Raw genomic sequence first — 12,256 nt, 5'->3', positions numbered from 1 at the left:
CGCCTTCCATCCCAAAAAGACAACGAATGCTTGCGCGCTCGTTTGTTAGGCAGCCGCTGCCGGTTTCCCTGCTGCGGTGCCCCCAGCCGCCTTCGCGGGCGCTGGTGATGCAGCGCCCGCAGGTGACAACAAGGAATCTTTGGTTTCATTACCGTCTAAGTCGAACAGCTTGACGTCCTCTTTGGTGCGCAATGATGCCATGAGTGTTTGAAGCTCTTTCATGGCCACAAAATCTCTCAACACAGGACGCGCTTGCTCAAAATTAGCTTTAAACTTCTTATCCAATTTGATAACAAACCATTTGCCACCCAACTCCAATGGTTGCATAGAGTGCCCTCCTGGCTTCAATCCAGCGACATGGGCCCGCAACTTACCATCAAGCCTGGCCATCAACATAGGCTCTGTAGAACCATCTTTGTTGGCTTTAGTGTCTTTGGAATACTGGCCTGCAAGATCCGCAAAAGAACGTGTCTTGAGGGCCAAAATCACAGACTTAGCTGTTTTTTCATCATTGAGCACAATGCGAGAGAGAGACACCATTTCTTGAGGATGCTTATTAAAGGCTTCCTGCAAGCTGGCGGGCGTAATCCGTTTTTCTATATATTGGCTCACAAACGCATTGGTCAAAAAGCTGCGACGCATTTGCTCGAGTTGATCCTTAACTTTGGGATCTTCCAAAATCAAAGCTTCGTGCTTCACAGCCTCATCAGACAAAAGGCGCATACCCACAATTTGGTCACGATAGAGCTTGTAATACTGCGCAAACTGAGCCGGGTTGCTTTTACGCAAATCCATAATGGGTTCACCCAAATCTCTGCGCATTTGGAGCAAAATCTCCTCTTGTGTAACGACCTTATCGCCAATGCGCGCAGCCTCTTTCACCTTAGGCTGTGCCGGCAACTTAGGATCTGCAGCGTATATATTGCCCGCAAATAATAGACCCAGCGCCAAAATAAAGAAACGACCACCCATTGATTGACTCCATAAACCCCACGTGTGCATATCCCCTTTAGGGAAACACAAAATCAACCCAATCGCAAGAGGCATCAAGCGTTTTCTGGTTTTTGCGCGCGTGAACGTCAACAAGTGGATGGATTTTCACCAAAAGGCCGCGCCGGCCCAAAGAAGATCACCTTCAAGGACGCCCACAGCGCTAGAAACGCTTACGCCCACGAAAGGCTTCCCCCAAGGTGCCTTCATCTAAAAAGTCAAGCTCGCCGCCCAAAGGCACACCCCGGGCCAGCATGGTAACATGAGGTGTTAAACCAGCTTTTTCGATTTCTTGGGTCACAAAATGTGTGGTGGCACTGCCCTCAACGGTGGGGCTCAAGGCCAAAATCACCTCTTGAATCACACCGCTTTGAAGGCGCGCAAGTAAGCTTTTCATACGCAAATGCTTAGGCCCCACTCCATCGAGAACCGAAAGATTGCCGCCCAACACATGATAGACCCCTTGGAAACTTTTCATTTTTTCAAGAGCCCACACATCACTGACATCGCTGACCACACACAGCAAGGAAGCATCGCGCCGTGTGTCTCGGCACAAATAGCATGGCGACTGCTCATCCAAATAGCCACACACAGAACAGGGGTGAACCTTTTCCATGGCCTTTTCCATGGATTGAATCAACGGCCCTAAGAGGCGTTCGCGATTTTTAAGCAAAAAAAGCGCCGCGCGCCGGCCCGAACGCGGCCCCAGGCCCGGCAAGCGCCCCAGACGTTGAATCATTTGCATAAGAATAGGCGATGCCATAGATCCTTGGTTCCCCCCACAACTTTGCCCTCAGCATAACGCACTTTAACCTGCTTGTCGTGACCCTTTCTGCGTCATATAAGCTTAACGCCCACCATAACGTACTGACACATGCCTTTCTTTCTGATGCCCTTCGTTTTATGCACATGCGCACCAAACTTAAGATATTTAAAATTTGACTAAATAAGATATTTTTTGTATGATTAAGCCATTCACCTTTGGAGACGCATTATGCTGTTTTATCATTGTTTTCACTCTATGTTTTGGCACATCATGATCATGCTATTGACCGTTTCAGGAGGAATCCAAAATAGGTGTCTCTATGAACACTCCTTCTCATGCTGACGCTTTGGAGACAGGCGAACCCACATCCTTGTTGTTTACCACACGCACATCTGGAACTCCCGCACCCGATGCAAAGGGAATTCAAGAAGATATTGAGGAAAGAGAAGTTGGTGTGAGCCAGGGCCAGCAAGAAAGTGTCAGACTGAACGACGTATTTGGATATCAGTTTTGCCCCAATTGCGCGAGGCAAGATAGCACAGATGCTGCTTTTATCTCTCAAAGACCTCTTGTGAATACCTTGCTTTCAAGAGCACTGAGCATGATGTCGATCCAAAGAAAAGCCTTGTTATTTTTTATCAAGCACATGAACGAGGTGCGTAGGAAAAGAAAGAGAGATACGTGCGATTCTGCCAGAGAGCCGCAAGAACAGTCTGTGGCCCTGCCCCCAGAAAAAACGTATGATACAGAAGACTATGAGGCTGTGCTGGACCATCTCAATGACCTTTACGTCAAATGTTATAATGACTATTCCTTCATTTCGCTGTGGGAAATAGGTGGGCTTTCACTCGAGCAGCTCAACCGCTATTTTGGTGACTGCCAGCACGAAAAAAATATGAAAGACCTCAATTCAGCCCTTGCCAAGCTTTTGGACGAATCTAGTGCCTGGACGCCCGATGATCCTGGCAAAACACTTAACAACCACAGGCTCTGTATGCAGGCGCAAACAAACTGAAACTCAGGCAAAAAAATAAAATGCGTGAAGAGACGGAAAGCGACAGAGAACGAAAAGAGTCACGAGGGCACAAAATAAACACTCCGCTTTTCGGGCTAACGATGGCGCGCAGCTAAGAACAAAGGGGCAACGCTTTTTCCGCAGCGCGGAGAGCCTAAAACAGAAAGACCTTCCCCGATCCACCCAGAGAGACAACAACGGCAGGGCATGAGCAAAGGCAAGATCCTCGCACGCCCACATCTCACCCACGGATTAGCCTTAACGGCCAAGGTCAAATGCCCGCGCGGGACACCCCCCATGCGTGGCAAAGTCCACACGCAAGCACACCTTATTTTGCAGAAAGATTCGCACACAGACTTCAGCGGCAATACGTCAATGGCAAAACTTTAAGACGTCTTTGCAGTAAACGCGCTTTTAGTGAAAAACCCTAGGCGTCGCCCACACGTCCTTCTTAAAGGCATCATGCGCATTTTTCATCATCTGCCATCCACCTCTACCAAGGCCATACAACGCATCCACGCCAAACACACCCATATTCAACACGGACACCCCCATACCCACAAGAGTCCTTTGGGCACCGCGCTCAAGCTTGTCGCCAAAAGAGGCGTCTTCAGCCAGAGGTGAAAAGGGAAAGGCCGGCCCCACCCAATCTTGCCCCTGCATAAACATGGGTAACCCTATCTGGCTGTGCACAAAAGCATCCTTGGTGTTGCGCGCAAGGTTCATCAAACCTTTGCTCCACTCAACACCCACATCTGCAAGTAAAGAGCCAGTTAAACACACACCGTGCATAAGCACATTGCCTCCTTGCTTTGACACATGCTTTGTTGTGGCCCAGGCCTCACTATCCAAAGCTTCACGCACCTTGCGACGAAGGGTTTGCGCGCCCTGGCTCACGGTGTCCACAGCTTGGCTTGTCCGTGCCCGCACCGTTTGGAAAAAGGATTGAGGTGTCTCATCCACAGTGCCTCCGGGCACTAACGAGGTCAGAGAGGAGGAGGAACGTGTCCCTTCCGTCTCTTCATCAGACATAGCCTGCACAAGAGAGGACACTAACGACGTGCGTGATGATGACAGCGATGCTTCCGACCGCATGGCTTCCACATCTTGGGGCAACACGGGGCTGCCAACCACACCCTGCATGCGCGTACCATCAGCCAAGTTAATGTCATAGGTTCCACCCTGCGCTTTAAGAGCCCACAAAGCTTCTTGAGAATCTCGAGATGTAAGATCGATAATGCGACGGCCATCATAATGCGATAAGGCTTTTGCATGGCCTTCATCATACTTCGACAACGTTGGTGTGGGCAAAGAGGTAGGCCCATCTTCCCTAAGGTAAGACCCATCCGCAAAACACGAACCCACCACAGCCGCGGTTAAGAATCCACACAGAAGAGGAGACATTTTGAGCATAGAGTAATCCTTCAAGATAAAAAACATCCGTAAAGACATATTAAACAATGCAGACAAAAATAAAACTTCACACCCTTAATTCACAGAAAAGAAAGCTAAAAAATACGAGACATACACTGCATTTTCTGCCAACAACACAGCTAACTTACAAAAAATCATTTATAAATTCAAGGTATTTTTTACTTTTTTTTAATAAAAAGAACAACTTATGCCAGCATGCAAAGAATAGCGCCACATTTATACACCTTGCCCTCTTACTTTTTGTTTCTTTATGCTTAAAAAACCGATTGAGCCTATTCATGGGCACCTTGCATGGTGTCGCAGCCCTATAACGCACAAAAGGAACCTTTTAGGTGCGTATGATGAGCCCCTCATCCACAGACAAATAGGCTTGGCAACACCGATCAGCAATGATTGTGGCCTTATAAAGCGCATCTTCACTCAATGGGACGGGCAAAGCTAGGCTGGCCTCGGGCATAAACGTGGCAAAAAAAGAAGGCACCTTGAGAGTGTCCTGCGTCTCTTGAGCACAAAACATGCCCGTTTTTTGGCAAAACAACCGCAGCCCTTGTGACCATGTGTGTGAAAAATCAATGCCATACCCCAGCGTTTTGAGCAGAAAAAACCGAAAAACCATATGTGCCTGCGCAAAATCAGCCTTGCGGGCACTGGCCATCAAGCGGGCCAAAGCCTCAAATAAAGGGGGATAAGGGTGCCCCTGCGCCAATACACGCGGCAACAGATGACACACCTCATAAAGCGCTGCCAGGCTGCGGGAAGCTTCAGGCATCAAGGTTTTTGTGACCGCTAATGACGGATAGGGCGTTTCCGTGCGCTCAAGACGGGCCAGCGGAATCTTGCCCCCTTGCGGTGCATAGGCCGCCCACACGCAAGTGCCCATATCATAAGGCGTGCGCCCTTCCCACATCACCCGAACCAACCCATGATCACGGGACAAGAGCGTGATCAAATGCCGTTTATCGCCATAGGCCCTGGCGCGCAAAACATAGGCATCATCACACACCTCCCTCATGAAAACGGCAACCCCACCAGGCGGTAAAAATCAGCCTTTTCCTCCCACAACGGGGTGTGGCGGACATAAAGAAACAGGTGCACCTTGCGCCCCAAACGCTCGCACATGGTTTCGCGGGCGCGGGTTGAAATCTCTTTAATCATCTGACCCGCCCGTCCCAGAATCATTTTTTTATGATTTTTCTCAGCCACGTGAATCACCTGATGGATGCGCACAAACCCTCGTGAGGCCTTGGTGAATTGTTCTGTTTCCACATAAAGCTTATGGGGGAGCTCTTGCCCCAGCATGCGCAATAACACCTCTCGCGTGATCTCGGCGGCCCACAAACGTTCGGGCAGCGTGGTGAGCATATCATCCTCAAACAGCCACGCCCCTTCGGGCATGGCGTCTGCCAGTGCATGGTGCAAATCCTTTGTGCCATCTTTTTTGGCAGCTGAAATCATAAAGATTCTGTCTGCCTCTGGGTCATAGGCGGCAGCCCACGTGAGCAGTTCTTCTTTTTTGATTTTATCAATCTTATTGAGCGCCACCCAAAAACGGGGACGCGATCCTTTGATGTGTGCCAGCGCGCGCGCGAGTTGTTTTTTGCTTTTGGTCACATCCACCACCACCAACACCACATCGGCCTCAAAAGGCGCATCTTGCGCTGCTTGGATCATGGATTTTTCAAGGCGGCTTTGCGGTTTAGCCAACAATCCCGGCGTGTCCACCACCACGATCTGCGATTCCTGCACAACGCTGATGCCACGAATGGGAAAACGGGTGGTTTGTGGTTTGGGCGACACGGCCGCAAGCGACGTGTCTAAAAACGCATTAAGCAGGGTGGACTTGCCCGCATTGGGCTGCCCCAGCAAAGCCACAAACCCACATTTTTTTGGACTAGTCACCCAACTGATCCAGCTTGTCTATGCGCGGCTGGTGGCGCCCACCTTCAAAGGGTGTAGACAAAAACACACGCAAGATGGCACTGGCATGCTCAGGCGTGGTGGAGCCACTGCCCAGAACCAACACATTGGCGTTGTTATGCTGACGAGCCAGCCGCGCCGTTTGCTCATCATGACACAGGGCCGCCCGAATCCCTCGAAAGCGATTGGCCGCCATGGCCATGCCCTGGCCTGAACCACAAATCAGCACCCCACACACATCGTTGCCTGACGACACCGCGCGCACCACCGGCGGCACTTTGTCAGGATAGTCCACCGATTCTTGCGAGGCGCTACTTTCAGCCTTTTCAAGCACCACGTCTTTGTAAGGCAGCTCTGCCAGGGTGACCTGAAGCGCCTGGCCGCGATGATCACTGGCCATGACCACGCGTTTAAACATAAGTTCTGGGCTTGTGCTCACCACCGGCATATGTTTTCTCACCGCCTTTTTTAAGGCGTTGTAAGCTCCCACACTCACCATCGAGAGCACCAAAAACGTGCCCAACATCACCAACAAACGCGCCGTCGATACCGATTCAAACATACCTACCCTCTTTCTCTACTATGCCTAGCCGCCTGAGGCGTGATTCAGCCTTGGTGAGGCCAAACGCGCTAAGATGGCCTTAACCACCGACGGCACATCTAACCCTAACCATGCATAGAGCGCCTCGTGCGGCGCGGATGCCCCAAAACCATCCACCCCAAATGTAAGCGCATCCACCCCTAAAAGGGCCCGCCACCCTTGGGTAGCCCCTGCCTCGATAGACGCCCGCAATACAGGCTGCCCCCAAGAAAGAACCTCCGCCTGATACGCCTCTTCTTGTTCCAAAAAAAGCTCGCGGCACGGCATCGACACAAGACGCACACCCACACCTTGTTCTTCAAGCTGCTGACGCACCTCATGGGCCAGCGACACCTCCGAGCCTGTGGCCACCAGAGTCACCTGATGTGCATGGCTCGCCTCTGACAACACATAGCCCCCGCGGGCTGTGGTCGCCTCAAGATCCAGGGTGCGCCGCAAGGGGCTCACCTTTTGACGTGACAGCAAAAGGGCACTGGGGCCTGTGCGCTTCAGCATCAGCATCCAGCATTCCGCTGTCTCTATGCCATCGGCGGGTCTGAACACAAAGAGGTTGGGCATCAGGCGCAGCGATTCTATATGCTCCACCGGTTGGTGCGTGGGACCATCTTCCCCCAGACCAATGGAATCATGGGTAAACACATAATGGGTGGGGATATTCATCAACGCCGCCAAACGCACCGCCGGCCGCATATAATCAGAAAACGCCAAAAATGTACCCCCATAAGGCAGATACCCGCCATGAAGCACCATGCCGCCCATGGCTGCCGCCATCAGATGCTCGCGCACGCCATAATGAACATATTGCCCCCCGTGCAATGCGCCATCCACCGCCTCCATGGCTTTGGTTTTTGTATTATTAGATGGCGATAAGTCCGCCGACCCGCCCATAAGGCCAGGGATCACTTCCAACAAACACGAAAGCATCTGCCCCGACCATTGCCGCGTAGCTTTGTGTTCCGGCGACCATACCTTGAGAAAAGCCTCTGCCACCTGGGCCTGCCACGCTGCAGGCAACCGTCTTTCCATGCGATCCACAAACGCGGCGGCCTTATGAGGGTCAGCCTGTTGACGGGCCTGCCAAGCCTGGCGCTTAGCCTCACCACGTGCTTTCACCCCATGCCATAACGCAAGATCGTCTTGCGGCACCGCAAAGGGCGCCGCCGCGCCATATCCCAGGCTTGCCCGCGCCACAGCGGCTTCCTCAGCCCCCAAGGGCGCCCCATGCGCAGCCGCAGTGCCTTGTTTGGTGGGTGAACCGCGCCCAATCACCGTGCGACACATCAAAAGTGAAGGCTTGGCGGTTTCTGCCTGCGCAGCCTGAAGCCCTGCCCGGATAGAGGCAAAATTATGACCATCCACCATTACCACGTGCCAACCGGCCGCCTCAAAACGGGCACGCTGGTTTTCTGATGTGCTGAGCGATGTGGGGCCATCAATGGTAATGCGGTTATCATCAAAAAGAACCACAAGCCGTGACATTTTCATATGACCCGCGAAAGAGATGGCTTCTGCAGACAACCCTTCCATCAAACACCCATCCCCGGCCACCACATAGGTCCAGTGGTCACACACGTCTGTGCCAAACTCGGCGCGTAACAAGGCTTCGGCCAACGCCATGCCCACGCTATGCCCCAACCCTTGGGCTAAGGGCCCGGTGGTCACTTCCACCCCAGGCGTGACCCCATATTCAGGGTGCCCAGGGGTCCGGCTGTGCAACGTGCGAAAGGCCTTGAGATCCGCTAGCGACACCTCAAACCCCGTCACATGAAGAAGACTGTAAAGCAGCATCGACCCATGCCCCGCCGACAACACAAAGCGGTCACGATCAGGCCATTCAGGGTGGTTGGGCGCTACATGCAAAAACTCACCCCACAACACGGCCATCACATCGGCCATGCCCAGCGGCAACCCCGGATGCCCCGAGCCCGCGTTCTCAATGGCGTCAATAGACAAAAGACGCACACTTGCTGCCATGCGTGTAAGCTGGGAATCTGTTAACAATGCCATCTCAACGTTTCACTCTTATCCCACGGCCCTTACGCACGTAAGCCTTTTACAGCCACAAACGATGACGCCCCCAGCGCACTGCGCCACAGGCAAGCCCGATTTTCACAACATCCCCCAACAGAAAGGGCATCACCCCCACCTGAATGGCCACCGGCCACCGCACAAAGGAAGACAGCCACAAACACCCCCACGAAAACACCACCACAAGCCCCACAAGGCACAAGGCCACATGACTGGTGAGTGTATCTAAAGAAAAAGCTTCCCGCAGCCACGCCATCACATAAGGCGCTGCCACCATGCCCATCAAATAACCGCCGGTGGGCCCAAAAAGGCAGGGCAACCCCCCGGCATAGCCGGCAAACACGGGCAACCCCATGGCCCCCATCCCAATCCAGGCAAGAAGCGTGGCCAAGGCCCGGCGCGAGGAATAAGACAACCCGATCACCAGCACCACACAGGTCTGAAATGAAAACGGCACCGGCGCCCACTGCAAGCTGATCTGAGAGCCCGCAAACAAGGCGAACACACCGCCCAGCACCCACATAAACGACGCACTCTCAGCGCGCAAAACCTTTTGAAACATAAGGATCTCCCCATACGCTCTTCCTCACGCCCACTCTAGACCAAAAAAGGCACCCTTGCCAAGCAAAAAATAAAGCCTGACACAGCGTTGACGCAAGGAACAAACACAGATTGATGACAACCTTCACGCCCATCAGAGCCCTGTCCCCGCCCCCAAAGAAACTCCCCCCAAAGGCCCTCTCGCTCGATCATTTTCTGAGAAAAAAAAGACCCTATGCCCCTATGCCTGGTCACAAAGATGGATCGTGCAAAGATGTAAAGAGATGTTGCCTTTGAGGAAAAATCCCCATTTTCTGACGTGTTTCTTCCCTGCCTTCTGGTAACCAAAACTGTGCGAGCAAGCTATTTGCCTACACCCATCCTAAAAAACAGGCAGGCGAAGCTATATCTGTTGACTTTTTGTCAAAAATAAGCTCGAATCTTCGTGTTTTTTGTCATCTCATAGGTTTGACGCCAAAGGGGTCGATCATGCGTTTTTTACATTTCTTTTGTGTACTGCTCACCCTCGCCACACACCAGATGGTGTGGGCGCCGCCACCTGAGGCGAAGGACGCCAGCCCAGGCGATGGCCTCTTACATGAAGCATTAGGGTCGGCCCAAAGGCCCCTCACCGTACACCAGGCCAAAGAACGCATAAAAGACTTGAGCGAGGGTGACGAGCGCGACGTCTTTTTGAAAATAATGCCTTATGGGGGCTCATGTAGAGACGGGCACATAGTCGGAGAGGTCTCTTCTTCTGGTGAAGGGCGAGATCTCCACGAATTCCTAGAGGACTCGGGTTGGGGAATGACCGTGTGGAACATAGATGAAGGAGAGCTGGAACAGGTCGCAGGGGTTCCCCTTCCTGTTGCAAGGCGCGTCACCCACCTTGAGTACACGCACACACATACCACATTTGTGGACTGGCGCCTCTGGCCAAGACTGAAGCATCTGTCCATCGACGATCAAGAGTTAATGGCTGATAGGAAACAAGGTCAAGGGTTACTCGTTGAGATGGGCTTGCTGACCCTCTCTAAGGACAATCAACCTCAATGCCTGACCCCGGGGTTGGCAGCGTTACATATAAAGCGCATTTTTTACAAAGAGGTTGACAACATCGCGTACCTATCCTGCATGCCAAGCTTGGTTACATTGTCGCTTGGCGCTCAGCCCCTCACGCAAGACTTTGTTCATGCTTTAGAGCAAATGGAAGCTTTGCGCATCTTGCATATTGACAGGACCGACATCTCTGATGATACGGCGTGGGAACGCTTTGTGGGCCTACCCCTTCAAACCCTGGCATTAACATTAGACAATAAAAATAAAGACAAGGTATCTGGCCAGTTAGTAAAGCTATCAGACATGAAGGGCCTTCAAAGCTTAAGCTTAACGTCTCATGAGGGGCTAGAAATCCCTATGAAGCTTTTTACAAAAACGTCTATGCCAGCCTTGCGCAAGCTGCATTTGTCTTGGTTCTGTGTGACAGGGGAAAAAGAAAGACCCGGACAATATGAAAAGTGGAAACAAGATAACTTCGAGCTCACAGACGTTAGCCTTCACGAGGTAAGATGGCTCAGTCTACTGACAGCGCAAAACCTAACGCTCTAACGACTTACCGTTTCTTGTGGTGCGTATGAAGACGATGTGGTGGATAGAGGACCAGCTTTCAAAGGCCTGAAGGTTGGCGAACTTTCATTGACGGATGCATGGATGGATGTCCGCCCCTCGTCCATAACAAGGCTTTCTCTTTACAACCGCGTAAACCCAAGCATTTGCGACCAAAAGGCGGCCTTATCTTTCTTGACGCATCTTACATGGCATCACATGGATTTCGAAAATGGCCCCGACATACTAGAGAAGATAATCGCGTGTGCACCCAACCTTAAGGTTCTTTCGTTAAGCATAGATGCCATCATCACGCTGAATCTGAGCCACCAACATGACCTTGAAGAGCTGCGTCTTGAAGGGGGCTGGCGTATCCAAAGGGACCCAGAGAAGCCTGGGGAATCAGAAAAACCTTTTCCTCACCTGCATCATCTAACCCTTTTTATCACCAAGCATTCTTTGAATGAAAAAGAAGAAGATAAGGAAAAATCATTAGCGCACTTGCTAAGGCTCGCCCCCAACCTAGAAAGACTGGATCTTGCCAAGCAAGCAGACATAGAGATAGAGGATATACTCTCCGTCATCCGGGGCGCAAACCTGGGGCAGTTGACCAGCCTGACCATGATAGGAGACGATCTGGAGGCAACGTATGCGCTGCGTCCTGAAGGGTACACACCCCTTACTCTTTCTGAAGAAAGTCGGACATTCCCGCAGGCACCCAAGTTGGCGCGTTTTTCTGTTGAGGGGTTTGATGTTAGCACCAACCCGCTTGAGGGCGCCTCAAAAGGCACCGAAGGCCTGAGCAGAAAGAGCGATGCCCAAGAAAGTGCCACCAAAGACGACGGCGCTGATCGCCACGGCCAGGGCGACACCCACGTGGACAGTGAGGGTGCCGCGGAAAGCTTTGACCAAGCCGGGGGTGACCAAACAGCCTACGACCAGAGAAAAGACGGCACCACCTCATAAAAAAGGGGGTACGCTGGACAGTTAAAGACCCGCATCAAGAGCACCCCACCCCCTGGCCGCCACACACCCTGGCATCAAAGCGGTAGGGCGGGATCTGTGTGCCTTAAAGGGCCTGCCGGGCCACCTTAAAGGATCGGCCGCCGCCCCTTAAAAGGTCTGCGTGTCTCAAGATCTGTGCTTTACAACCCGTTCCTTACGATCTGTTCCTTGCGATCTGTCTTCACCGTCTCTTTGCCGGGCCGGCACATGGGTTGTCATGCATGGGATAACCCCGTTGGTGACCCGTTAGGGAAGGTGGTTACCTCACCAGATTGGCCAGCACAATGGCTGGCTTTCTGACCCCTCACCCTTGGCGCCACCCTTACCCCCCTTCACCGATCCGCGGTGAACCACA

Annotated in this window: 11 protein-coding genes; 3 read left to right on the top strand and 8 right to left on the bottom strand. The window is 52.3% G+C overall.

Going from position 1 to position 12,256, the window contains the following annotated elements:
- Positions 1–45 precede the first annotated feature (45 nt).
- Both IG82_RS0100380 and recR read right to left on the bottom strand, forming a co-directional pair.
- Positions 46–1,002 (bottom strand): peptidylprolyl isomerase, encoded by a 957-nt coding sequence (locus IG82_RS0100380; RefSeq protein WP_168338578.1) that lies wholly within the window; start codon positions 1,000–1,002, stop codon positions 46–48.
- A 151-nt stretch (positions 1,003–1,153) separates the two neighbouring features.
- On the bottom strand, positions 1,154–1,753 hold the full coding sequence (gene recR / locus IG82_RS0100375) for a recombination mediator RecR (protein WP_031933730.1): 600 nt from the start codon (positions 1,751–1,753) through the stop codon (positions 1,154–1,156).
- Between the two features lie 322 nt (positions 1,754–2,075).
- On the opposite strand from recR, the gene IG82_RS0100365 reads away from it, so the two are divergent.
- Positions 2,076–2,771, top strand: a complete 696-nt coding sequence (locus IG82_RS0100365) for a hypothetical protein (RefSeq protein ID WP_031933729.1) — start codon at positions 2,076–2,078, stop codon at positions 2,769–2,771.
- 414 nt (positions 2,772–3,185) lie between these two features.
- Here the strand turns inward: IG82_RS0100365 and IG82_RS0100355 are convergent, their stop codons facing one another.
- The 6 genes from IG82_RS0100355 to IG82_RS0100330 form a co-directional block, all read right to left on the bottom strand.
- Positions 3,186–4,241, bottom strand: a complete 1,056-nt coding sequence (locus tag IG82_RS0100355; RefSeq protein WP_156095268.1) for a hypothetical protein — start codon at positions 4,239–4,241, stop codon at positions 3,186–3,188.
- Positions 4,242–4,533: 292 nt separating this feature from the next.
- Positions 4,534–5,217: a DNA repair protein RecO gene (gene recO, locus IG82_RS0100350; protein WP_031933726.1), complete on the bottom strand. Its 684-nt coding sequence runs from the start codon at positions 5,215–5,217 to the stop codon at positions 4,534–4,536.
- A complete protein-coding gene (era, locus tag IG82_RS0100345) occupies positions 5,214–6,104 on the bottom strand; it encodes a GTPase Era (RefSeq protein ID WP_172642842.1) in 891 nt (296 codons plus the stop codon). Before era ends, recO begins: the two co-directional genes overlap by 4 nt.
- A complete protein-coding gene (locus IG82_RS0100340; protein ID WP_245591046.1) occupies positions 6,097–6,684 on the bottom strand; it encodes an RpiB/LacA/LacB family sugar-phosphate isomerase in 588 nt (195 codons plus the stop codon). Before IG82_RS0100340 ends, era begins: the two co-directional genes overlap by 8 nt.
- A gap of 24 nt (positions 6,685–6,708) precedes the next feature.
- Positions 6,709–8,730, bottom strand: coding sequence for a transketolase (gene tkt / locus IG82_RS0100335; RefSeq protein ID WP_031933723.1), 2,022 nt, complete (start codon positions 8,728–8,730; stop codon positions 6,709–6,711).
- Positions 8,731–8,776: 46 nt separating this feature from the next.
- Positions 8,777–9,313 carry a biotin transporter BioY gene (locus tag IG82_RS0100330; protein WP_082191977.1) on the bottom strand — a complete coding sequence of 179 codons (537 nt, stop codon included), beginning with the start codon at positions 9,311–9,313 and terminating at the stop codon, positions 8,777–8,779.
- Between the two features lie 467 nt (positions 9,314–9,780).
- Between IG82_RS0100330 and IG82_RS0100315 the strand changes: the two genes are divergently transcribed.
- Both IG82_RS0100315 and IG82_RS0100310 read left to right on the top strand, forming a co-directional pair.
- Positions 9,781–10,899 (top strand): hypothetical protein, encoded by a 1,119-nt coding sequence (locus tag IG82_RS0100315; protein WP_156095267.1) that lies wholly within the window; start codon positions 9,781–9,783, stop codon positions 10,897–10,899.
- Between the two features lie 192 nt (positions 10,900–11,091).
- Complete coding sequence (locus tag IG82_RS0100310; RefSeq protein ID WP_156095266.1) at positions 11,092–11,862, top strand: hypothetical protein; 771 nt, start codon at positions 11,092–11,094, stop codon at positions 11,860–11,862.
- Positions 11,863–12,256 lie beyond the last annotated feature (394 nt).

It is taken from the genome of Candidatus Hepatobacter penaei (assembly GCF_000742475.1).
Taxonomy (GTDB): Bacteria; Pseudomonadota; Alphaproteobacteria; order Holosporales; family Hepatobacteraceae; genus Hepatobacter; species Hepatobacter penaei.
This window is presented reverse-complemented; position numbering and strand designations above follow the sequence as displayed.